Below are 21999 nucleotides of genomic sequence, written 5' to 3'. Positions count from 1 at the left end.
CCCATATAAAAATCGCTCTGTTTATACAGAGCGATTTTGGCGTTTATTTGGCAAATACGTGCTTGCCGATTTTGGTAATCGTTGTACGTGAGAAAATCCATGTATCTGTAACGCCTCTTGGATTATAGTAATAAGTTGCTCCTAGTGAAGGATCTGACCCTTTCACAGCAGCCCTTACAGCTTGATAGGCCGAAGCATTTGGTTCGTAATTGTATTGTCCGTCATTTACAGCCGTAAATGCATTGCGCTGAAAAATGACATTGTACGTACTATTTGGGAATTTAGCCGAATCAATACGGTTCAAAATGACAGCCGCTACTGCTACTTGTCCGGTATAGCTTTCTCCTCGCGCTTCCCCATTTACTACATGTGCCATCATATCAACTTCTGCAAGTCGAGCACGTGTTAACGGGCCCGTGAAACCCGTAGCAGCTACATTAAAGTCCCGCTGAAATTCGATTACTGCATTTTGAGTTATAGGTCCATAATAGCCGGTAGCAGAGGTGTTAAAATAACCTAATTTTTTTAGTTTAGTTTGAAGTTCTTTTACACCATCTCCAGAAACACCGATATGTAAATTTGGGGCATGCGCTTCAGCAGAGGTTTGAGAAAAACCTAGAAACACCATTGTAAATAAAGCAAAGATCAAAACTTTTAACTTTTTCATACTCTCTTCCCTTCTTTTCCAAGAATCAACAATATTTCTTATTAACAGTATATAATTGGAATTATACGAATTCAATCCATCATAACTACTTTAATGTTGTAGAAATATACTTAGTTTCAACACATTATTGATATTTTGAGAAAGATTCGGTTTTTATTCTAGTGAATCACGGGCCTTTTCACTCACAAAAACGAAAGATTTTATAGCTTATTAAAGAGAACTACAGTTAGATTTCGACCTCAAGGTATTTATTTGGTAAAGTGAAAGAAACTGACGGGAGGCGTTTAGATGAAGAACATTGTGATTGTTTCAGATACCCATATTCCATTCCGTGCTAAAAAATTACCGAAACAACTAGTAGATGCATGTGAAAAAGCAGATTTCATCATTCATGCGGGGGATTGGCAAACGATGGATGTTTATCATGAACTTGCCGCATATGCAGATATTGATGGCGTTACTGGCAATGTCGATCCGTGGGATATTCTAGATAAGTTTGGCCGCAAGAAAATTTTAACGTTTGGCCACTTAAAAATTGGCGTAGTTCACGGAGACAGCAATCGGAAACCGACTGAGCAACAAGCTTATGATACGTTTGTTGATGACGATGTAGACATTATTGTTTTTGGGCATTCTCACATTCCGGTAATGAGAGAAGTTGATGGCGTTACCTTATTTAATCCAGGCTCTCCGACCGATAAACGCCGCCAAGCACAATTTTCATTTGGCTTGTTAGAAATCGGTGACACGTGGGAACTCAAGCATGTATTTTTTGATAAGGAAAGCTAGTGAAACATTGAATCCTCTTCTAACCTTGAAAAAGGAGAACCGCACACTAGCGAGAGCGATTCGTTTCTCCAAATAAAAAGTAGACCACTTGGATGAAATTAATTTTAGATAAACTAAAACCAGACTTTCTAAACGAAAGTCTGGTTTTTCTTTTCATTTTTTATGAGTACAAATCCAAGATTTTTTAACGCTGCTTCAAGGTTTGCTTCTATCAAGACGTCTTTTAAAGCTGCCGCAAAATGCGGAACTTTTAATGCCATAAAAGGTTGAATCCCCGTAATAACTGGCGTCACACCAATCACTTTTAAAATACTGACAAGCTTTAACAAGTATTCGCCAACGACAGCATTAATTTGTAAGACTCCAGAAACATCGATAATCAAATAGTCCATAGGTTCACTGCTACATTTTTCAAGTACATGTTTAATGATAACTTCTGCTCGAGGAGCCGTAATGTCACCAATCACTGGCACGATTGCTACCCCTTTCGTTACCGGTACAATCGGTGCCGTCAATGTTTGGATTTGCTGGTTGGCTTTTTCGAGTTCCAATACATAGGTCAGTAACGTCGACATCATTTCAAACGTGTATAGGTCTTCTTCGGAAAGTTTATGGAATTGATCGTCCAATCCACAAATCGTTCCGTAAACTGTATTATCGCTATAGTAAACTGGCACTCCAACAAACGTGCCTTGGCCATAATTTTTCGTAATCTCCATAGAGCGCGTTAATTCATTTTTGGAAACGTCATCTATTATTAATGGAACTGCACCATGATTGATACTTAAGCTACAGTATGACTGAATTAGAGGCATCGAACTGCCTTCTTCTACTAGCTTTTTGTCAGCATTATGTACTTTGAGAATATTGTTTATGTGTCCGTCATTTTTTGCGATAAACAAAGAATTGATTCCGATTTGTTTGCTTAACAACTGTAAAATGTACGCAGCTGCTTCATCAAAATCACCAAAATTCTTTACTGATTTTTTACTGTCCATTGAAATCCTCCTAATTATCCGACCTTTATGCTTAAACTCGAATTATTTTTTATTATTATTAATTTCATACAAATTACAGGAACAGGTTCATCCTGTTTTTAAAAAGGGTATATGCCTAACAATAGCATACGGAGGTGGAGAAATGACAGGTGGATTGGATATTCTCGTATTAGAGCAATCTGATACATTAATATATTTTAGATGGTCAACTACAGAAGCTGTTTGCCGAGTCAAACGCGGAACACAAGTCGTTTATACCGGCACTCAAAACTTTTTTAAAGATGAAGGGTTGCAAGAGGACCATTTGTACACTTACACTATCGAACGATTAGATAGTTCGGGAAAGTGGGTAGACAAAATCCGGTTGCAAACAGGAACAGAAAACCGAAAAACTACTAAAGACAACGTGCTTGCTGGAATCGTATTAACTACCATCGTTTCTGAAGGCCGTATTTCTTTGGCGTGGGGAAAAATTGAAGGCATTTCCACATTCGATATTTATCGCAACGGTCAGTTTATCGAATCTGTTGAAAAAAACCAGTATACAGACGATGAGGTATTAAGTGACCAACCACTCACGTATTGGATTCGTGGCAAACGTCCAGTTTCCCGAGAAGACAAAAAAGGGAACGAGAAAAAATTATCGCTTCATAAAGTGTTCGGCGCATTGCAGCAAGACTCTTCTAAAGAAAAATCTGCAACGGAAGATTTTTGGATCACCCAGAAAATAGCTCCTTTAGATTCCTTATTATCCGATCAATCTAAGTCTGTGGTTTTGCCTGTTTGGCATTTCCGTTATAACACTTTTTTACCGGAGACTTTGTTAAAAAACCCGAATCTCCTTTCACCTTTTCATTACTTTAAAGGAGATGATCGCGCCTTTGATCCAGATTCACCCGAGTACCGAACTCACGTCAATTTCTCTGTATCATTTAACGAGAACGATCCAACAATAGCTTGGGATAAACACGTTGGTCCGACGATTGGGTACAATTGGCGAAAAAAATTCAGTAAAGCAGATGTCGCTTCAGCTGAAGAAGTTGAATTGGTAAAAACGGCTGAGTCCGATGAGAAGGTTTCTATCGCCCTAACACATGCTGTAGGAAACCCACTCACCACTTCACCGAATATCGACTATACTCTTTCCGCTGATTTTTATCGTGATGGTACTTACACGATTTTCGGTGTCCATGATCAATCACCCAACCATGAAGTATATTTAAAACATGGCGAAGATCATCAGTGGACAGAAATTCACCAATCAGAAAGTGAAGGTTTGTCTTATATGGCAGGACCTACCGCTAATAAGTATTGGCGACTATCGAACTTCAGCTGATGCTTTATAGCTTTAGCCACAAAAAAGTCCGAACTGAACAATTCCCAGGTTCGGGCTTTTGAATTTACTTATCTAAAAATCGTTTGCGAATATGAGGCGGTGGCAACATGCAGCTATCTAGTTTACCAAATACTTTGTAACGATTTTTGGCAATGATGTCATACGCTCCGTCTCGCAGTGCGCGAGGAAAAGGTTTTAAGTAATGCGCCAATTTCCAAAGCCCCGTTAAATGATTTGAAATCATTAGCGCCCCTTCAGATTTCACATAAGCTTGACCATCTTTTATCAATACTAAACTGTCTACATCATCCGGCACATTGTGTTTTTTAGAGAGCTCTTGGCCAATTTCACTTTGCAGTGAAGCAAACTGATAATAACCTGCCGGATCATGATTTATGATAAATTGAACGCTCGAATCACAAAAATTACAATCTCCATCAAATAATACGATGGCGTGTTCCATATCGTTTCCTCCTTCGCCAATAATAGTACTGTTATGTGAATAGCCTCTTAAGCGCTTATTCAAACACGTCTCCGTTCGAAACCGTTCCTTGATGAAAAAATAACTTCCATCCATTAGATCTTTTTTCCATACTGAACTTCGATTCGTTAGTCTTCCTGTTTTGTGATTATGTACTTGGTAAGTCGTCAAAACAGCGGTTGGTCCTAATTCATGCACAGTGAAAAAATTGATTTCCATTGGATCTGGATTTAGTGGATGATCGCCATTGTAATCTACTCTTTTGAATACGCCACCCGAACTGCCAAACTCAAAAAATTCAGCGTCCAATACATCTCCCAGTTTTTCGGCAGAAACTCGGACATCTGGCTTTAAATGACTGCATTCTAAGGCATATATCTCTTTTTCTAACGTACTCATGCGCATTCTCCTCTGCTCATATTTCCCGGGAAATACGATTAATGCTCAAATCCCCTTCATGCCCATAGGCAGAAGGGGATTTACTATTAGTTTTCGTCTTTAAAAAATTTTTGTGGATCTTCGTTTGGCTGATCTTGCGGCGTATCTGATGAGCCGAAATCTTCTACATCTTCAAAGCTATCCTCGTAATCACGAATAGCTCCGTCTTCTTTTTCAACAGGCTGTTTTGTAGAAGCTTGCAAAACATCTTCTTCTGCTGGGCGGCTTTCCAAATCAGGTTCTTGGTCGGCATGGTCGATGCATGTAAGCGCTGTTGGCAATGCTTCCAACCGTTCGAATGGAATATCCTTACCGCAAACTGCACACTTTCCATAAGTACCTTCTTCAATTGCAGCCAGTGCTGCTTTTGTTTTTTCCAGTTCGCCTTCTTTAAATTGCTCCATCGCTAAGTCACGTTCTTGGTCGTATAACTCGGTAGCATTATCACCTGGATGATTATCATAATGGGAAAGCTCAGTTGACTCAAACTCTTCTGTTTGCTCAACTCGTTCTTCTAATGATGCTACTTGTTCTTCTAGTTGTTTTTTTAATTGATGTAATTGGTTATCTGTCATTTGATTTCCTCCTCAAAAAACTCACTTATTGTTGTATATTGCCTTTATCGGAGAAATCAAACCTAGAAATCTACTGAGCTAGCTTAATAATCATCGAATCGATCCAGTAAACTCAATAAATAATCGTCTAATCGGTGACGTACTAACTCGTTAGATAAGCCTTTCATGCCAAAAGCTTTCCAGCCTGGATAAACAGTGGGTGAGCCATCTAAAATATCTGTTAGCGAAACAAGATCCCAATAAGGATCGTACGTAAAATCACTCCCTGCATGACGTTCATAAGCCGCCAAAAAATCATTGGCGACAGAAATTCCGTACATTTGCGCTAAGTTTACGCGACAATGTCCAACGTCAATTCCTGCGGGGCCACGGCAAGCATTGACCCAATCGACGATGGCAGTCACTTGGCGATTTTCCCATAGCACATTAGCTGGATGAAAGTCGCGGTGAATCAAACATTCTCGAAAAGCCGGACGGCTACCAGAAACAATATAGAAAGCGCGCATCCACTCGTTCTGAACTTTCGACCATGTCGGTTTTTCCAGTAAAAAAACGTCATTATATGGAGAATATTCATAAGGAAAGTCCTCTGCATTTGTTTGATGCAACTTGGCTAGAGTAGATGCCAGTTCATCTATCCATACTTCATCATTCGAAGGTTGAAGAACGACCGATCCAGGCATCTTCGACATTAACACTGCAGGTATGCCACTTTCTTCACCGGTTGCGTCATAAGCAACTAAATGCGGAACAGCAAGGCCCATTTTTTCTGCGTATTGAAGACTAAAGGCTTCATGTTTTGCTAAATCAGGTTCTTTCTGTAGCCAATCCCTTTTATGAAAAAGTCGTAACACATAAGAACGTTCCAAACCATTTGAGGTAACAACCAATTCAAATAAAGTTGAGGAAGTTGCTCCTGTCAGCGACTGAACGTTCGTAATTTCTACAGGTTCATCAAATTGTGCTTTTATCCACTCTACCGTTTGCTCCTGCAATGCATGCCCATTGTTTCCTGCCATCCTTGCCGCTCCTTTCTGCCTAGCTTTTAGCTTTAGTTTACCATGAAAAAGTGCAGGTTCCAGCAATTCGTAAAGAACATAAATTCGTCTGTTTTTCTTTGTATAAAAGTCTTTTTTATAACAAATTTACACCTTTAAAGAAGAGTGATGAGTGTTTGGTTTTTCAATTTGGATGGTGGCATGTTCAATGTCACAAATATCATGTACCAACTTTAGTGCTTGTTGCAGAATTTGTTGTTCATCTACGTTCTCTTCCACATCAATGTGACACGTAAATTGATCCAATCCAGACGTGATGGTCCAAACGTGAAGGTCATGAACATCTACGACTCCCTCAATTTCGAGAAGACGCGCTGTTATTTCTTGCAAATCGAGGTCTCTTGGCGTTCCTTCCATTAAAATGTGCAAACTGTTTTGAAGAATGCCCCAAGCACTCCGCAAAATTAATAGCGCAACGACAACAGAAATAATTGGATCGGCTATCGTCCAGTCAAATAGAAGAATTAATAACCCGGCGACTATCGCTCCGACTGAACCTAATGCATCCCCAATAATGTGCATATAAGCACTCTTCATATTCAAATTGCCATGCACATCTGCTCCGCGATTCAAGACCCAAGCACTCAATAAGTTGGCCACAAGACCAATTGCCGCAATGACCAACATCCAGCCCCCTTGAACTTCCGACGGCTCGTATACTCGTTGAATGGCTTCATAAATAATAAAGCCCGCCATGATAAACAATGTAATGCCGTTAATAAAAGCGGTAAGAATTTCAAAACGATAATACCCATACGTTTTCTTAGTAGAAACTGCTTTTCCAGCAAACCAAATTGCAGACAAACTAAGTACGAGCGATACGGTATCCGACAGCATATGACCACTATCTGCGATTAAAGCTAAACTATTGGTGAAAAGCCCCCCGAAAAACTCTAGCAGCATAATCCCAGCTGTAATGGCCAGCGCAATCGTTAATGCTTTTCGATTGTTATTTCGCGTCATTTCAAAATGATCGTGATCGTGACTCATGCTATCCGCTCCTCTATCTCCATGCTGTTATTTTAACAAATTTGTCCGATTGACAACGAATAGTAAGTCTTATAAGATAAGTGAGTAAAAAAATTAATAACCCGGCAACGGGAGAGGTTCATAGCATTTCACCCTCTATAAAAAACTATGGATTGTCGAAACTCCGCCAAATCCACATGCGATTTGGCTTTTTCTTTTGTCCGTTTTTTTATAGCCCTCTTCCCAGTCGGTCATCTAAAAGGAGGCCGTTTATTATGGCAGGAAGAAACGAAGATACACTCGATCATTTATCATTGCTAGGCAATCAGAACACGAAGTATAAATTTGAATACGATCCAGACGTGTTAGAACCAATTGACAACCTACACACGCGCGATTATTTCGTAAAGTTTAACTGCCCTGAATTTACTTCACTTTGCCCGCAAACAGGACAGCCTGATTTCGCGACAATCTACTTAAGCTTTATCCCTGATAAAACATTAGTAGAAAGCAAATCACTCAAGCTTTATTTGTTCAGCTTCCGTAACCACGGAGATTTCCATGAAGATGTCGTTAATATCATTATGAACGATTTAATCAAATTGATGGACCCTCGTTACATCGAAGTATGGGGGAAATTCACACCACGTGGTGGCCTTTCAATCGACCCTTACACAAACTACGGCAAACCTGGAACAAAATACGAAGAAATGGCGTCGTATCGGATGATGAACCACGACTTGAATCCTGAAACGATTACTAATCGATAAGGAGTCTGCACATGTTACTTTACTTAAATGGTGCATTTGTCGGTCTCTTAATCCTTTCGAACATTTTAGCAGTCAAATTATTTAGCATTGGGGAATGGGCAGTGTTACCAGCCGCTGTAATCGTTTATGTCTTTACATTTCCGATTACTGATACCATCGCAGAAGTGTACGGCAAAAAAGCCGCACGCCAAACCGTGACAGCTGGATTTATCACACAACTTTGTGCGTTGGCTTTTATTTTTCTTGCGATTCATTTGCCTTCTGCCCCATTTTTCGCAAACCAAGAATCATTTGAAACCATCTTTTCTGCAGGCTTCCGCGTAACTTTAGCGAGTCTTGTGTCTTATTTTATTAGCCAAAACCTAGATGTCACGATTTTTCATAAGCTGAAAAATAAACATGGCAACTCTCGATTATGGTTGCGCAATAATGCTTCGACAATGGCAAGCCAATTAGTGGATACGAGTCTTTTTATCACCATCGCTTTTTACGGCACGATGCCAACTAGTGTATTGCTTGGCATGATCGTCACGCAATACATCTTTAAGTGGATCGTTGCAGTTGCCGACACTCCTGTTGTTTATTTACTTGTGAAGTTATGCAGACGCCAACAAACAGACCCACACCTTTACGGATACCAAAAACCGGAAGCTCTTCTTTAGAGCTCCCGGTTTTTTAAATTCTTTATACAGTTACACGTGCTTTGCGTGTGTAAACTTGATCGTCCACTTTAGCACCCGATAAAATCATATCCGCCGCTATCGGCAAATGATCGGAAACGGCAGTTTCGATGACTGCTGCTTGTATCACATCTAAATAAGGATCTGCAAAAATATAGTCGATGCGTGTGGCTGGTCGGAAAACCTCACCCGTTTCTTTGTTTACGTAAGGCGAAGGGTAGGTATAAGCGTCGCCTCTTTTCATTTTCAGAAATGCATCTCGAAAATGGCTCTTGAGCTTTTGGATATGGATATTTGAAGCAGGGGCATTAAAGTCGCCTGCAATGATACGCGGAAAATGGCTTTTTCCAGTAATGGCTAAAATTTCGTCGACACTTACTTCTAACTCTTCATCTTTAAGTGCCAAATGCGTGTTAAAGACACTAACATAACTGCCATCCACTTCGATGACGGTTTCCAATATGCCGCGTTGTTCATTATTTCCAAAAGGACAATACACTTGGCTCAATAAATGATTTTCGCTGTATTTGATTGGGTATTTGCTTAAAATGACATTACCGTATTGTTGGTTTGGACGCTCGGAATCTAATGGTGCCACATCCATGTTGGCCCCGTAAGCTGCATACATTCCTAGTCTTTCACTTAACCAACCTACTTGGTCCACAAACGAACTGCGGACTGAAAAGTGACGATCAACTTCTTGCAAAGCGATGATGGTCGCACACGAATCTTCAATCACTTGCGCGGTCTTCTCTAAATCCACGATCCCGTCCATCCCTAATCCATGAGCAATATTAAACGACATGACTTTTACAATTGGTGACTTCTTATTCTTCCCGTTCATGCAAACCTCTCCTTTTCGACTAAAACGAATCGTTGGCAGTTGCTTAATTGGCTTTAGTATAACAAGCCTTTATGAAGATGCCGTGACACGCGTGTAAACAATTGTTAAAGCTTTGTAAACACTGCTTTTCTGTAGCATTTCGGGTCTTATGCGCGGTGTGGCGAACTTATGCACGTTGGTCGGAGAATATGCGCGTTCCTCAGAATTTATGCACGGTAGTCGAAAAATTCCCGCGCTCCTCACAATTTACGCGCGCACCACCAAAAATATGCGCGGTCCTCACAATTTACGCGCGCACAACCAAAAATTCGCGCGCTCCTCACAACTTACGCACGCACAACCAAAAATTCGCGAGTTCCTCACAACTTACGCGCGCGCAGCCAAAAAATATGCGCGCTCCTCACAACTTACGCACGCACAACCAAAAATATGCGCGTTCCTCACAACTTACGCGCGCGCAGCCAAAAAATATGCGCGCTTCTCACAACTTACGCACGCACAACCAAAAATATGCGCGTTCCTCAAAACTTACGCGCGCACAACCAAAAATATGCGCGCTCCTCACAATTTACGCGCGCACAACCAAAAATCCCCATAAAAAAAGGCAGTCCGAAACATCGGACTGCCTACCTAATCAAGAAATTACGACGTATACGCTACAATCGCATCTCGCAAAAATTGTGCAGCACCCGGTTGGACTTTGTCATAGTACGCAGCAAATCGTTCGTCTGCTATATACATTTCCGCTAACCCCCGGTGCGCTTCTTTACTATATGTCGACCATGTAAAACTTAACCACTGACGATGCAAATCGACTGTTTGCCGTGCCGCTTCACTCGTTGGGTCACCCGTTTCCATCGCTTCAACTAAAGCACTCAAAATTTGCTGTTCGAGCTTCATAAATTCCTGATAGTCTTCTTCACTAAGCTTCAACATTTTTGCATTGGATCGATCGACTAGCTCGTCACCATAGTTGTCACGGATTTCATTGCCATACTGCTGTTCGTTGTCGTCGACTAGCTTCTGCTTAAAACCTTGAAATTTCTCGTTGTCTGTCATCGTGCTCGCTCCTTTTTTTGCGGAAATGGTTTTTTCCACATTGCTAATCAAGAGGTCTAATTGCACACGCTTAGCGAGAAGTTTTTCTCGGTGTTCAACCAAAGCTTGCGAACCATCGAATTCGGGATTATTGACGATGCTCTTTATTTGTTCAAGTTCAAGTCCTAGTTCCCGGTAAAACAAAATTTGCTGCAGCTTATCCACTTCGGACTGACCGTAAATTCGGTAGCCTGAAGAATTTTTACGTGCTGGCTTTAACAAATCAATTTCATCGTAGTAACGCAACGTTCGTGTGCTAATTCCAGATAGTCTCGCAAGCTTGTTCACGGTGTATTCCATCTCGCCACCTCCTGATAAGCTCAGCTTACACCTTTACGTTACGTTAAGGTCAAGTAAGTTGTTGCGCCGCAAAATCACGATAAAGCGAATGCGTCGCGATCAATTCTTGATGGGTCCCGACTCCGGTCACCCGCCCCTTTTCAATAAAGACAATTTTGTCCGCATCCACAATGGTTGATAAACGGTGTGCGATAACTAAAGTGGTGCGTCCTTCCATTAAGCGACTTAATGCTTGCTGGACGATGCCTTCTGACTGACTATCCAAACTCGCAGTAGCTTCGTCCATCATCAAAATTTTTGGATCTCGTAAAAAGGCGCGCGCAATGGCAATTCGTTGACGCTGCCCACCTGATAATTTGACACCACGTTCTCCAACTTCCGTGTCCAGTCCATCTGGAAATTCACGAATAAAATCTTCAGCATAAGCCATACGCGTAACGCGCCATAACTCTTCAGTATGAATGGTCTCAGCGTTTGGCAATCCATACGTTAAATTTTCCCGAATCGTTCCGCCCATCATGGCACTTTCTTGTGACACATAACCAATTTGATCTCGCCATGAAGCGATAGAGATGTCTCGAATCGGCATGTCGCCAATCAAAATCTCCCCTGACGATGGTTCATAAAATCGTTCAAGCAACCCAAAAACGGTCGTTTTCCCGCCTCCGCTTGGCCCTGCAAAAGCAATCATTTCCCCGGGTTGCGCTTTAAATGATACGTCTTGTAGGACAGGCTCTCCTTGATCGTACGAAAAACTCAAATTTTTCACACTCAAAGTTTTCCCAGCTATATCTAAAACTGTTTGTTTTGCCGCTTCTTCAAGAGGCAATTCTAAAATGCCAATAATGCGTTCTGTCGCTCCTTTTGCTTTTTGAAGCTCTGTAAAAAATCGTGCAAATGTCGCCATCGGAACGATAATTTGGAATAAATACAACAAAAAAGCGACGAGCGATCCAGTCGACATTTCGCCATTCGCAACACGAATTCCGCCATAGCCGATAATCGACACGATAACCACCATAACGACCAAATACATAAGCGGTGCAATCAACGCATAAATTTTCGCTTCTTTCATGCCCAACTTAAATAATTTATCAATGCCTTCAACGCCTCTTGTTTCTTCTGTATCTTCCGCTGTCGAAGATTTCATTAACCGAATTTCACCTAAAGTTTGTTGAACGTGCCCTGTAAAATGGGCCGTCTCGTCTTGCAAATTTCGAGAGATTTTCGACATTTTGCGCCCTAATGGGAACATGACGGCGATGGTTAATGGCACCGATATCATCATGACGAGCGTCATCTTCCAATCCAAAACGACTAAAATGATCACTGCACCAATAATCGAGATGATCCCGGTAATAAACGAAGGAAAATGATCGGTGATCAAATTCCGCACTATGCCAGTATCGTTTACAACGCGGCTGACCGTTTCTCCGCTTGAATGCTGATCAAAATAACCTACACGCAATCGGATTAACTTTGCCCACATTCGTTCTCTCAATCCCGCCACGACTCGCTGTCCTACCATGCTGAGCAAGTAAATCGACACCCCATTAATCACAGCTTGCACAATAAAAGCAACAGCAATTCCTATCATTAACGGCACACTCAGTGACTCTAGCGAAAACCCATCTACTAAGTTTTTTGTCAGCAATGGTACGACCAAGCCGACAAGTGTCGTGATTAAACTAGCAATCAATCCAATCGCAAGTGCCAGCTTTGGAATTTTCAACGTTAATAACAAAGACAAAAATGGCTTTAAACCAATTTCGTTGTTTTTCTTTTTCATGTTAAAAACTCCTGTTCTTCTGTTCGCATACGCCTATTTCATTTCAATAACTCTATTATAGAGGAGCTCATTATATTTCCATAAAATAAAACACTTGCGGAAAATTCCACAAGTGTTTAGGTCAGGCGGCAGAAGCTTTATATTGCTGCCATTGTTCAAGACGCTTATCCAAAACGAAGTTTCCGAAAGGCAAGAACGCAGAAATCACAGCTCCTACCGAGAAACGAAACGGCCACTTAAAAACAAACGTCATATAAATCGTCAGTAAAATATAGAGACTAAACAATGCACCATGAATCGGTCCGATCATGCTAACCGCTTCCGGAAAGTCAAAAAGGTATTTTAACGGCATTGCGATGAAAAGTAAGATTAACAACGAACTTCCTTCAAGAAGTCCCATAAAACGAAACGTACGTAAGGCATCTTTAAACATCAACTATCCCTCTCAATCTGCTATCCATTATAGAAGGCATAGCGGACGCTGTACAGCGATTGCTAAAACAATTCGACTGTTTTTACACACCGACAATACATTTCGTCACAAACTATTCGTATTTATTTCGAATTAGCCCAATTTCACAAATAGCACTTTTAAATAATTGCCTTCTTTAAATTCTTTTTGCACGCGGAAATCACTTGGCAATGTAAACTCTTCAACAATGCTGTACTTGCCGCCAATTTCTTTAAAGGCTTTATCGATAAACCCTTTGAATTTTTTCATTCCGAAAGAAGCGCTGTTTGTTGAAGCCACAATAACGCCATTTTTTTCAGTAATGGCAATCGCTTCTTTCATCAAGTTCGTATAATCCTTTGATGTGCTGAACGTGTACTTTTTCGAACGCGCAAAACTTGGAGGATCCAAAACAACCAAATCGAATTTCAATTCTTTTCGCTTGGCGTATTTAAAATAATTAAAAACATCCATAACCAAAATGTCTTGGCTTTCAAAATCGAGGCCATTGACACTAAATTGCTCAATTGTCTTACTCGAACTGCGTTTCGCCAAATCCACGCTCGTTGTTTTTGTCGCGCCACCAAGTGCCGCTGCTACTGAAAATGCACCTGTATAAGAAAACGTATTGAGTACGGTTTTGCCTTTGGCGTATTTTTGTTTAATGGTGTTTCGTACGTCTCGTTGATCTAAAAAGATGCCCGTCATTGCGCCATCATTCAAGTACACAGCAAAGTTTACGCCATTTTCTTTAACCACTAGCGGAAATTCGCCACGTTCACCTGCAACAAAATCATCTTCTTCAATATATTGACCTTTTGTATCAAAACGCTTTTTCTGATAAATGCCTTTGCAATCTGTGACGTTTTGAAGCGCTGCAATCACTTCGTCTTTAAACGTATAAACACCTTCGCTATACCAACTTAGCAAATAAAAACCATCATAGTAATCAATGATTAACCCACCAAATCCATCACCTTCCCCATTAAAAACGCGAAAAGCCGTGGTCTCTGGATTGTTAAAAAATGCTTGGCGACGTGATAGGGCAGTCGCTAATCTTTGTTCAATAAAAGACTGATCGATGGTTTCATTTTCACTAGTTGTCAAAACCCAACCATACCCTTTGTTTTGTCGGCCATAATAGCCTTTTGCCAAAAAGCGACCTTGCTTATCCACTAGCTTTAGAATGCTGCCTTCCTTATTTAACATGTCTGGGTTTTCTAAAGCTTCTTTCGTAATTAACGGATAGCCTTTCGCATACTCCGCTTTAAATTTATCATTTATCTTAATCGAAATTTCCGATTTCATCGTCTCTCATCCTATCTGTAAAACATCGTTTTGTTTTATAATTAGTGTATACGATAGCTGAGCTTATGCCCACCCTCGTCATGTGAATTTCCTAATACGATGCTTAGGAGGGATTTGTCATGAAGAAGAAGTTCTATATTTACAATATTCGATTGACCACTGGGGAATACTTGGAGAACATTCGCATTGAAGGTCCTCTAGAAAATCATTTCTCAGGGATAGCCGTAAGTCTGTTTCCTGTAAAAGACGCAGAAGGAAACACCATTGTGTTAAGTATTTTTCACATCGTTAAAGCTGATTTGCTCAAAATTGAAGAATCCTAAAAAAGCTCTATTAAAAAAAGCGTTTTGCAATCATGCAAAACGCTTTTCTTCACTCTTGAATCCATTCCCATGCTTCATTCATTTCATCTAACTTAAAATACTTTACTTCAATATCTGGCAATAGAAGTTTCATTTCAACTAATTGTTCTTCTCCATGACTCGAACTAATCACCGCGAATTTGTGAAAGTGATTCCACGCCTCTCTATTTTGCCTCATGCTTTCTTCAAGGCCTTCAAATGTTGCTCCATGTTCTTCACTTATAATGGCGTAAATATTAAACTTTCCTTTATCTGCGTATTTATCTTGAATAATTTTATCAATTTTCATGGCATCTTCATGTGTTACTTCGCCTTCAAATTCAATGGCAATAGTTTCAACGTCCTTACTCGGCACGATTGATAGCATTCTTAGTCCCCCTCAGTATATAAATCTATTCTTCCTTTTATCATTCCCGATTTTAAAGACCACAAACGGCTATTTGTAGACTGTTTTTGGGTGTATACCGATATATTGTATAATATATTTTGTCGTAAGCGAGTATTACTGTATAATAGGAGTAATCTAGCAGTAGAAAAGGAGAGCTCGCAATGCCTATTCCAGTGAACTACACAAAGCCTGTCCGTGTCTCAGCCAAAGAAAGTGCTTATCTTCAATTGCAGCAATGGATTATTGATGGCACGTTACAACCTGAAGAAAAACTAATTGATACGGATTTAGCACAAGCATTGAGCTTAAGCAGAACCCCTATCCGTGAAGCTTTGCAATTGTTAGAAGTGCAAGGATTTGTAGAAATGTTCCCGGGCAAAGCCACGCGCGTTACGAACATAAAAAAAGGGGACTTGAAAGATTTACTCCCACCTCTTGCCGTTTTGCAAGCCCTATCGGCAGAGTTAGCCATCCCTAATCTCAATCAAGACATCTTCACTTTATTAGAAGAAACAAACCAACGCTTTCTTGAAGCCATTGAAATCCAAGACGGTTTTTCCGCTTTGAAAATTGATCAAGAGTTTCACCAAATCATTGTCGATGCCGCTAACAATCCTTATATTCACTCGATACTCAGCAGCCTTCAATCTCATGTAAGAAGACAATTTTTCCATCATTCATTAATGCTGACAAAAAGCTCGTATGACGAACATGTCGAAATTATTCAAACTTTAAAAGAGAAAAACCCAGAAAAAGTGACCCAATTGATGAAAATAAATTGGGCTCGAACGATAGATGACCTTACAACCGAAAAAAGTTTATAAGCCATTATAAAAAGCTGTATCAAAAGCGAAAATGCTTTTGATACAGCTTTTATGTTGAAGCAGACCCGGTTTTCCGAACCCACCTTTATTCCTTCAATTATGAATTTTGCTGAGCTGTTTGAACTTTTACATTCTTTTTGCTACGAGCAATCATCGTCGTGATGGCGATAACAATAATCGCTGGCAAGAGCCATCCCAGTCCATTGTTATAAAGCGGTAATGTAGCTGAGTAAAAATCAATTACTGACTGAAGCCATGTTGGATTTTCGACACCTAACAAAGCAGTCAAGGTTTTAAATCCGTCAATAATGCTGATCAAAAATGTAACGATAATAGTCGATACATACACCAATTGAGCGTGTTTAAATAATGGAGACACAAACGTTAATATGATCAGTACAATCGCTAACGGATACAGGAACATTAATACTGGAATCGAATACGTAATGATGTTGGAAAGTCCTGCATTGGTTACAACCAATGAAAAGACAGAGAAAATAACAACATACATTTTATAGCTAACTTTCGGCGTCAATTTGTGGAAAAACTCAGCGTTAGCTACCGTTAAACCAATTGCCGTTGTCAAACAAGCAAGAATGATAATGACCGCTAGCAATGTGGCACCAAACGTTCCAAAATAATAATTCGAAGCGCCGCTCAACACAGGTCCACCCGTTTCCATCACACCTAAAGTAGATGTACTTGTTGAACCTAAATAAGCAATTCCAGTGTAAACGATGGCTAATAAGGCGGATGCGACAATACCACTCTTCATGGTCGCCATCAAGACACCTTTAGACGACGTTACGCCCATTTTACGAACAGCTGAGATCACAATAATCCCAAATACAAGAGAAGCAAGAGCGTCCATTGTGTTATAACCTTCTGTGAAACCTGTAAAGAAAGCGCCTGTTGAATAAACTGGCTGTGGTGCTTCTTGACTGCCCATTGGATTTACAAAAGCGGCAACTAGCAACACACCTAACGTTATTAAAATAGCTGGTGAAAGAATTTTCCCGATGCTATCTACTATTTTCGTTGGGTTTAAGGAAACCAAAAGTGAAACCCCGAAAAAGATGAGAGAGAATATAAGCAAACCGATTGTTGCATTGGCATCTCCGATAAATGGGGCAACCCCAACTTCATAAGAAACTGCGCCGGTTCTTGGTAAAGCAAAAAATGGGCCAATCGTCAAATACAATAACGCTGTGAAAACCAGTCCATAAACCGGATGCACACGACTTGATAAATCTTGCAAATCGTTACTTTTCGAATAACCAATCGCCAAGATTCCAAGTAACGGTAAACCAACACCTGTGATTAGAAAACCAAAAATGGCAATCCAGACATTTGTTCCGGCATACTGTCCTAGCTGTGCAGGAAAGATTAAGTTACCTGCTCCAAAGAAAAGTGCAAACAACATCATTCCTACTACCGCATACGACTTAAATGATAATTTACTATCCACTGCTAATTCCTCCTAAAATTTTAACGCTTAAACATACGTACTTTATATATACCAATATAATACATTTCCTTTTCAAAAAAGATTGCGATATATTGCATAAAGTAATAATACAGCATGTTATTTGAAATGCAAGCCTTCTAATGCACATTTTTTAAAATTTCTTGCTATTTTATCAATTCATCAATACGTGATCATTATCTCGATATACTACATATACTTTTAGATGTATAAAAATCAAGAAAAATACTGATTTTCCCAGCCGTTTTTAGAGGCACCACATGCATCGGCTGTTAGAAAGTCAAAATAGTATTCATTCTGTATTCATTAACACTTTTACTCTATTTTCCTAATAAATTTTCATGTAATTTAAAGTATTTCATTCGATTTTTCATATCAATTGCTTAAGCTAGCTGCAAAAGAAGCTCAACTGCTCTCGCTTTTCAACCATAATGCTGTAAAATAATTTATTACGGAAAGAATTGGTAGTCACCTCACTCTATTCGAAAGGCGGCGTATCTTTTGAAATATGTTTATACTCTACTTCATATTCTTGTTATTGTTGGATTTTATCTAATAGGTGAACAACTACAGGATTTTTTCAATATTCCTTTGCCGGGCAGCATTATCGGGTTTCTTTTGCTTTTCGCTGCTCTTATGTTGAAAATTTATCGTTTGGAATGGATTGAATCAGGCGCGCATTTCATCTTAGCTTTTTTGCCGCTTTATTTTATCCCAGCGACTGTTGGGGTTATTGAGTACGGCGAGCTATTTTCAGGAAAAGGGATTTTGCTCATTCCCATTGTTATGGCTAGTACATTTCTTGCGATGGCTGTAGCCGGGTGGGTCAGTCAGTATGCTGCAAAACGGAAGGAGCGATCCGATTAATGGAATTTAACTTACTCGCTGCTTTTTTTGCCACGTTAACCGTAGCTACTTATTTTCTTACGAATATCGTTTATTTACGGTATCGTAAAACCTTGCTAAACCCTGTACTTGCTTCTACTGCCATTCTCGCCATCATTTTAGTAATAGCTAATGTCCCTTACGATACGTATATGACAGGCGGTAGTTGGATTGGTACATTGCTCGGTCCGGCAGTTGTTGCATTAGCAATTCCTTTGTACAAACAAAGAGAGTTGCTTTTCACAAACTTGATACCGGTAATTTCAGGTATCGTAGCTGGGGTAACCGTCGGTATGGCCAGTGGAGTCTTGTTCACTCAATTGTTTCGTTTTTCAGAACAACTCATTTTGACAGTTTTACCAAAATCGTTAACGACTCCTGTTGCGATGCAAGTGGCTAGCAATTTAGGCGGTATCCCTTCCTTAGCGGCAGTGTTTGTTATGGTAGCTGGATTCACCGGGTATATTCTCGGACCTTCTCTATTGCATTGGCTACATATCGACTCGGCGATTGGTCGAGGTATTGCCCTCGGCACTTCTGCTCACGGCATGGGCACAGCAAAAGCCTTTGAATACGGTCAACAAGAAGCCTCGATGAGTTCCGTTGCGATGACATTAAGCGCCGTACTCGGTGCTTTACTCGGACCAATTGCTGCGTGGTTGCTGTTATAACAGAAAAAACCCTGTTATCCTTTTTACATGGATAACAGGGTTTTCTTTATCTTCCAATATCTCTACGGTTAAAGCCAATCATTCCGATTCCAATAAAACCAATCGCTAGCACAACCATAATCCCGGCACTCCAGTAGTCCATGTCTTCGATCGGAATTTTCGTCACATAGCCAAATGGCGTTAACTTTTCTACCCAATCTTTGAACTGGAACAAACTTCCCATGTAGACAATGAAAAATGCAAGCGCCAAATACAGCCACACTAAACCTGTCCATTTCGGGAGCCAACCAAACAATAGTACCGCTACTCCGATCATAGCAAGAATTGCCGGAAAATAAACCATGGCCGAGCTATAATAAGTGCCAAGCGGTAAACTTTCCTCCATTACCATATTCCCCATCACGCCCAAACCGATAGACGATACAGTCAACATAACAAATCCGGTTAAAATCGACATAACCAAGTAACTGCCCAGCAGTCGATTTCTAGAAACCGCCCGACTTACCAGATGCTCCAGTCGGTCGTTTTTTTCTTCTGTTTTCACTTTTAATATCGACATTAATACCGGAATGGTAGATAAAATAGCAATGATGGACATGAGTAACGGGATGAATTGTTCCGTTAGTGAAAACCCTTCTACTAAAATAACCATTTGCTGCATCAGATCAATATCCTCAAAATAGGTTTCTAACTCTCCAAAAAGCGAGCCATATATCACGCCAATAACCAAAAGCCCAATTCCCCAAATGATAAAGCCGGTTCGTTGTAGTCGGAAGACTAGACCAAGCGAACTGAGAAGCGCTTTTGAAGCTTTTTCTTTCCCAGATCGTGAAGGGAGAAAGCCCGAGCCAAGATCTCTAATGGAATTGAGGTATAAAGCTAAACCCATTAACAGCAAAGCTACCGATACGGCCAATCCAATCGGCCACCAATAATTGTTGACGTATACTTCTGTCCGCAAAACCCAGCTAAGGGGTGAAAACCAAGACAACGTCTCATTTCTTAAGTCGCCAATTACACGAATGATGTAAGACACTAACAAAAAGGTAAACGCTAACCCCAGTGTGCTTCGAGCATTTGAAGACAACTGCGCACAAACAGCGGCGACGCCCGCAAAAATCAATCCACTTGCTCCTAAAGCCGAACCGTACAGGAGTGACCCTGCAAGTCCCATGCCTTCTATGCCGAGCACTGCTAATGAAAAGCCTAAAAATAACGCCAAGACAACATTCACGCTAGTCAACACAATTAAAGTCGATAGTAAATTAGACAGTCTCCCTACCGGCAAAGAGCGAACCAGTTCAATTCGACCATCTTCTTCATCTGTCCGTGTATGGCGAATCATCAATAAGATATTCATTAGCGCAACCACTATGGAAGTCATTAACAACATTTCGTGAGCCGTAATCGCCCCAATCGGATAAGTTTCCAGTCCATAACCATAGCCTGGACCGAGCATGGCGATCACAGCCGGATTTTGCATTGTTTCAGCTATCACTAGTCTGTCTGCATTGGTTGGATAGAGCCCCGCAAAAGCTAAGGCCACAATTACCGAAATCGCAATAAAAGAGGCGAGCCAAATCGGTAATCGCAGTCGATCTCGACGTAGAATAAACCGGATTAATGTGCCTGTTCCTTCAAAAAGGTGCCGGTTCATTAAGCCTCGCCCCCCGCTCCTGCTCCAGTCGTTTTATCAGTGACTTCATAGTGACGCATAAATAATTGTTCCAATGTTGGAGGTGAGCTTTCGATGCGAACAATTTCAAACTGGCTAATGTAACTAATCACACCCGCCACTTCTCCGCTATCTACTTGAAAAGATACCGCATTTCCTTTTGGTTGAATCCCACTCACTCCTCGTACGTTAGCCAAATCCAAAATTGGTTTTTTTGTCTCTACCAACAAAATCGTTCCTGTCAAATGACGTAAGTCTTTTAATGACCCGGTTTCGATAATTTTGCCTTCGCGAATAATCGCCACTTTGTCGCAAAGTTTTTCAACTTCAGACAAAATATGACTTGATAATAAAATACTTTTGCCTTGTTTTTTTTCCTCGATAATATATTCTTGAAAGGTTCGTTCCATCAATGGATCGAGACCAGAAGTAGGTTCATCTAATATATACAAATCGACATCTGAAGAGAGCGCCGCAATCAATGCCACTTTTTGACGATTCCCTTTGGAATACGTACGGCATTTCTTGCTCGGGTCCAAATCAAATTTCTGGATCAATTCTTCCCGGCGGTTGTAATCATTGCCACCGCGCAGTTTAACCAATAAATCGATGACTTCCCCTCCGGTTAAGTTCGGCCACAAACTCACTTCTCCCGGAACGTAAGCAACCCGCTTATGGATTTCCACTGCCTCTTTCCAAGAATCTTTGCCAAAAATTTCAGCTCGTCCTTCTGTCGCTTTTAATATCCCTAGAAGCACACGCAAAGTTGTCGATTTCCCAGAGCCATTGGGTCCGATAAACCCATATACTTCTCCTTCACCCACTTCAATATTCACCTTATCTAAAGCCGCAAAATCGCCAAATTTTTTCGTCAAATCGACCGTTCTTAAAACTGTCATGATTCTTCCTCCTTACTGGTGTAAAAGCTTTTCTGTTGAATATCAAAATATTCGTCAACCTTACCCAATACGATTCCAAATCCAACTCGGCCATTTATTATGGTCTTATCATTTTGTGTTTTACACGGACTTGTTCTATTCTAGAATACAACTATTGTTCAAACTGTTCCACAAATCAGACTTAATTATCAGACTTTTCCGCCTTTTAATAAAATATTAGTTTTTATTGATAATATAGTCACGAAAACGTTGTCTCCG

23 protein-coding genes and 1 riboswitch are annotated in these 21999 nt (G+C 40.5%); of the genes, 8 read left to right on the top strand and 15 right to left on the bottom strand.

Features of this window, described 5'->3' with window-relative positions; all coding sequences use genetic code 11:
• Window positions 1-43: 43 nt before the first annotated feature.
• A complete protein-coding gene (locus BCM40_RS01475; protein WP_065527476.1) occupies window positions 44-667 on the bottom strand; it encodes a cell wall hydrolase in 624 nt (207 codons plus the stop codon).
• A 288-nt stretch (window positions 668-955) separates the two neighbouring features.
• Between BCM40_RS01475 and BCM40_RS01470 the strand changes: the two genes are divergently transcribed.
• Window positions 956-1456: a metallophosphoesterase family protein gene (locus BCM40_RS01470; protein ID WP_065527477.1), complete on the top strand. Its 501-nt coding sequence runs from the start codon at window positions 956-958 to the stop codon at window positions 1454-1456.
• A 128-nt stretch (window positions 1457-1584) separates the two neighbouring features.
• On the opposite strand, the gene BCM40_RS01465 is transcribed toward BCM40_RS01470, so the two are convergent.
• Window positions 1585-2454, bottom strand: coding sequence for an STAS domain-containing protein (locus BCM40_RS01465; protein ID WP_065527478.1), 870 nt, complete (start codon window positions 2452-2454; stop codon window positions 1585-1587).
• Window positions 2455-2596: 142 nt separating this feature from the next.
• On the opposite strand from BCM40_RS01465, the gene BCM40_RS01460 reads away from it, so the two are divergent.
• Window positions 2597-3790 (top strand): DUF3238 domain-containing protein, encoded by a 1194-nt coding sequence (locus BCM40_RS01460; protein ID WP_065527479.1) that lies wholly within the window; start codon window positions 2597-2599, stop codon window positions 3788-3790.
• 64 nt (window positions 3791-3854) lie between these two features.
• On the opposite strand, the gene BCM40_RS01455 is transcribed toward BCM40_RS01460, so the two are convergent.
• The 4 genes from BCM40_RS01455 to BCM40_RS01440 all read right to left on the bottom strand — a co-directional run bounded on the left by BCM40_RS01455 (window position 3855) and on the right by BCM40_RS01440 (window position 7332).
• The gene (locus BCM40_RS01455; protein WP_065527771.1) at window positions 3855-4253 is read right to left on the bottom strand and encodes a thiol-disulfide oxidoreductase DCC family protein; all 399 of its coding nucleotides are present in this window, start codon (window positions 4251-4253) and stop codon (window positions 3855-3857) included.
• Window positions 4254-4756: 503 nt separating this feature from the next.
• A complete protein-coding gene (locus BCM40_RS01450) occupies window positions 4757-5284 on the bottom strand; it encodes a TraR/DksA C4-type zinc finger protein (protein WP_065527480.1) in 528 nt (175 codons plus the stop codon).
• An 83-nt stretch (window positions 5285-5367) separates the two neighbouring features.
• Window positions 5368-6303: a phosphotransferase family protein gene (locus BCM40_RS01445; protein WP_065527481.1), complete on the bottom strand. Its 936-nt coding sequence runs from the start codon at window positions 6301-6303 to the stop codon at window positions 5368-5370.
• A 126-nt stretch (window positions 6304-6429) separates the two neighbouring features.
• Window positions 6430-7332: a cation diffusion facilitator family transporter gene (locus BCM40_RS01440; RefSeq protein ID WP_065527482.1), complete on the bottom strand. Its 903-nt coding sequence runs from the start codon at window positions 7330-7332 to the stop codon at window positions 6430-6432.
• Window positions 7333-7439: 107 nt separating this feature from the next.
• Window positions 7440-7487, top strand: a riboswitch (PreQ1 riboswitch).
• Between the two features lie 99 nt (window positions 7488-7586).
• On the opposite strand from BCM40_RS01440, the gene queF reads away from it, so the two are divergent.
• A complete protein-coding gene (queF, locus tag BCM40_RS01435; RefSeq protein WP_008428689.1) occupies window positions 7587-8081 on the top strand; it encodes a preQ(1) synthase in 495 nt (164 codons plus the stop codon).
• Window positions 8082-8092: 11 nt separating this feature from the next.
• Window positions 8093-8743 (top strand): queuosine precursor transporter, encoded by a 651-nt coding sequence (locus BCM40_RS01430; protein WP_065527483.1) that lies wholly within the window; start codon window positions 8093-8095, stop codon window positions 8741-8743.
• 22 nt (window positions 8744-8765) lie between these two features.
• On the opposite strand, the gene BCM40_RS01425 is transcribed toward BCM40_RS01430, so the two are convergent.
• The 5 genes from BCM40_RS01425 to BCM40_RS01405 form a co-directional block, all read right to left on the bottom strand.
• Window positions 8766-9605 carry an endonuclease/exonuclease/phosphatase family protein gene (locus tag BCM40_RS01425; protein WP_065527484.1) on the bottom strand — a complete coding sequence of 280 codons (840 nt, stop codon included), beginning with the start codon at window positions 9603-9605 and terminating at the stop codon, window positions 8766-8768.
• 642 nt (window positions 9606-10247) lie between these two features.
• Window positions 10248-11003, bottom strand: coding sequence for a MerR family transcriptional regulator (locus tag BCM40_RS01420; protein ID WP_065527485.1), 756 nt, complete (start codon window positions 11001-11003; stop codon window positions 10248-10250).
• Window positions 11004-11052: 49 nt separating this feature from the next.
• Window positions 11053-12792 (bottom strand): ABC transporter ATP-binding protein, encoded by a 1740-nt coding sequence (locus BCM40_RS01415; protein WP_065527486.1) that lies wholly within the window; start codon window positions 12790-12792, stop codon window positions 11053-11055.
• A 121-nt stretch (window positions 12793-12913) separates the two neighbouring features.
• Window positions 12914-13225: a DUF3817 domain-containing protein gene (locus BCM40_RS01410; protein WP_065527487.1), complete on the bottom strand. Its 312-nt coding sequence runs from the start codon at window positions 13223-13225 to the stop codon at window positions 12914-12916.
• Window positions 13226-13357: 132 nt separating this feature from the next.
• The gene (locus BCM40_RS01405) at window positions 13358-14551 is read right to left on the bottom strand and encodes a class I SAM-dependent rRNA methyltransferase (RefSeq protein WP_065527488.1); all 1194 of its coding nucleotides are present in this window, start codon (window positions 14549-14551) and stop codon (window positions 13358-13360) included.
• Between the two features lie 119 nt (window positions 14552-14670).
• On the opposite strand from BCM40_RS01405, the gene BCM40_RS01400 reads away from it, so the two are divergent.
• Window positions 14671-14874, top strand: coding sequence for a hypothetical protein (locus BCM40_RS01400; RefSeq protein WP_065527489.1), 204 nt, complete (start codon window positions 14671-14673; stop codon window positions 14872-14874).
• A 49-nt stretch (window positions 14875-14923) separates the two neighbouring features.
• Here the strand turns inward: BCM40_RS01400 and BCM40_RS01395 are convergent, their stop codons facing one another.
• On the bottom strand, window positions 14924-15280 hold the full coding sequence (locus BCM40_RS01395; RefSeq protein WP_065527490.1) for a SpoIIAA family protein: 357 nt from the start codon (window positions 15278-15280) through the stop codon (window positions 14924-14926).
• 182 nt (window positions 15281-15462) lie between these two features.
• On the opposite strand from BCM40_RS01395, the gene BCM40_RS01390 reads away from it, so the two are divergent.
• Window positions 15463-16125, top strand: coding sequence for a GntR family transcriptional regulator (locus BCM40_RS01390; RefSeq protein WP_065527491.1), 663 nt, complete (start codon window positions 15463-15465; stop codon window positions 16123-16125).
• Between the two features lie 97 nt (window positions 16126-16222).
• Here the strand turns inward: BCM40_RS01390 and brnQ are convergent, their stop codons facing one another.
• Complete coding sequence (brnQ, locus tag BCM40_RS01385) at window positions 16223-17593, bottom strand: branched-chain amino acid transport system II carrier protein (protein ID WP_065527492.1); 1371 nt, start codon at window positions 17591-17593, stop codon at window positions 16223-16225.
• Window positions 17594-18112: 519 nt separating this feature from the next.
• Here brnQ and BCM40_RS01380 point away from each other — a divergent pair.
• Window positions 18113-18478: a CidA/LrgA family holin-like protein gene (locus tag BCM40_RS01380; protein ID WP_065527493.1), complete on the top strand. Its 366-nt coding sequence runs from the start codon at window positions 18113-18115 to the stop codon at window positions 18476-18478.
• On the top strand, window positions 18478-19167 hold the full coding sequence (locus tag BCM40_RS01375) for an LrgB family protein (RefSeq protein WP_065527494.1): 690 nt from the start codon (window positions 18478-18480) through the stop codon (window positions 19165-19167). Before BCM40_RS01380 ends, BCM40_RS01375 begins: the two co-directional genes overlap by 1 nt.
• A gap of 46 nt (window positions 19168-19213) precedes the next feature.
• Here BCM40_RS01375 and BCM40_RS01370 read toward each other — a convergent pair whose 3' ends face one another.
• On the bottom strand, window positions 19214-20824 hold the full coding sequence (locus BCM40_RS01370) for an ABC transporter permease (protein ID WP_065527495.1): 1611 nt from the start codon (window positions 20822-20824) through the stop codon (window positions 19214-19216).
• On the bottom strand, window positions 20824-21741 hold the full coding sequence (locus BCM40_RS01365; RefSeq protein ID WP_065527496.1) for an ABC transporter ATP-binding protein: 918 nt from the start codon (window positions 21739-21741) through the stop codon (window positions 20824-20826). The genes BCM40_RS01370 and BCM40_RS01365 overlap by 1 nt, the downstream gene beginning before the upstream one ends.
• Between the last annotated feature and the right edge of the window lie 258 nt (window positions 21742-21999).

This window comes from Planococcus donghaensis, assembly GCF_001687665.2.
GTDB classification, from domain to species: Bacteria; Bacillota; Bacilli; order Bacillales_A; family Planococcaceae; genus Planococcus; species Planococcus donghaensis.
Note: the sequence above shows the minus strand (reverse complement) of the source record. Positions and strands in the feature narration are given on the sequence as shown.

Excerpts from the sequence above, each read along its gene's own strand:
- BCM40_RS01475 (WP_065527476.1), bottom strand. The coding sequence starts at position 667 with ATGAAAAAGTTAAAAGTTTTGATCTTTGCTTTATTTACAATGGTGTTT.
- BCM40_RS01470 (WP_065527477.1), top strand. The coding sequence starts at position 956 with ATGAAGAACATTGTGATTGTTTCAGATACCCATATTCCATTCCGTGCT.
- BCM40_RS01465 (WP_065527478.1), bottom strand. The coding sequence starts at position 2,454 with ATGGACAGTAAAAAATCAGTAAAGAATTTTGGTGATTTTGATGAAGCA.
- BCM40_RS01460 (WP_065527479.1), top strand. The coding sequence starts at position 2,597 with ATGACAGGTGGATTGGATATTCTCGTATTAGAGCAATCTGATACATTA.
- BCM40_RS01455 (WP_065527771.1), bottom strand. The coding sequence starts at position 4,253 with ATGGAACACGCCATCGTATTATTTGATGGAGATTGTAATTTTTGTGAT.
- BCM40_RS01450 (WP_065527480.1), bottom strand. The coding sequence starts at position 5,284 with ATGACAGATAACCAATTACATCAATTAAAAAAACAACTAGAAGAACAA.
- BCM40_RS01445 (WP_065527481.1), bottom strand. The coding sequence starts at position 6,303 with ATGGCAGGAAACAATGGGCATGCATTGCAGGAGCAAACGGTAGAGTGG.
- BCM40_RS01440 (WP_065527482.1), bottom strand. The coding sequence starts at position 7,332 with ATGAGTCACGATCACGATCATTTTGAAATGACGCGAAATAACAATCGA.
- queF (WP_008428689.1), top strand. The coding sequence starts at position 7,587 with ATGGCAGGAAGAAACGAAGATACACTCGATCATTTATCATTGCTAGGC.
- BCM40_RS01430 (WP_065527483.1), top strand. The coding sequence starts at position 8,093 with ATGTTACTTTACTTAAATGGTGCATTTGTCGGTCTCTTAATCCTTTCG.
- BCM40_RS01425 (WP_065527484.1), bottom strand. The coding sequence starts at position 9,605 with ATGAACGGGAAGAATAAGAAGTCACCAATTGTAAAAGTCATGTCGTTT.
- BCM40_RS01420 (WP_065527485.1), bottom strand. The coding sequence starts at position 11,003 with ATGGAATACACCGTGAACAAGCTTGCGAGACTATCTGGAATTAGCACA.
- BCM40_RS01415 (WP_065527486.1), bottom strand. The coding sequence starts at position 12,792 with ATGAAAAAGAAAAACAACGAAATTGGTTTAAAGCCATTTTTGTCTTTG.
- BCM40_RS01410 (WP_065527487.1), bottom strand. The coding sequence starts at position 13,225 with ATGTTTAAAGATGCCTTACGTACGTTTCGTTTTATGGGACTTCTTGAA.
- BCM40_RS01405 (WP_065527488.1), bottom strand. The coding sequence starts at position 14,551 with ATGAAATCGGAAATTTCGATTAAGATAAATGATAAATTTAAAGCGGAG.
- BCM40_RS01400 (WP_065527489.1), top strand. The coding sequence starts at position 14,671 with ATGAAGAAGAAGTTCTATATTTACAATATTCGATTGACCACTGGGGAA.
- BCM40_RS01395 (WP_065527490.1), bottom strand. The coding sequence starts at position 15,280 with ATGCTATCAATCGTGCCGAGTAAGGACGTTGAAACTATTGCCATTGAA.
- BCM40_RS01390 (WP_065527491.1), top strand. The coding sequence starts at position 15,463 with ATGCCTATTCCAGTGAACTACACAAAGCCTGTCCGTGTCTCAGCCAAA.
- BCM40_RS01375 (WP_065527494.1), top strand. The coding sequence starts at position 18,478 with ATGGAATTTAACTTACTCGCTGCTTTTTTTGCCACGTTAACCGTAGCT.
- BCM40_RS01370 (WP_065527495.1), bottom strand. The coding sequence starts at position 20,824 with ATGAACCGGCACCTTTTTGAAGGAACAGGCACATTAATCCGGTTTATT.
- BCM40_RS01365 (WP_065527496.1), bottom strand. The coding sequence starts at position 21,741 with ATGACAGTTTTAAGAACGGTCGATTTGACGAAAAAATTTGGCGATTTT.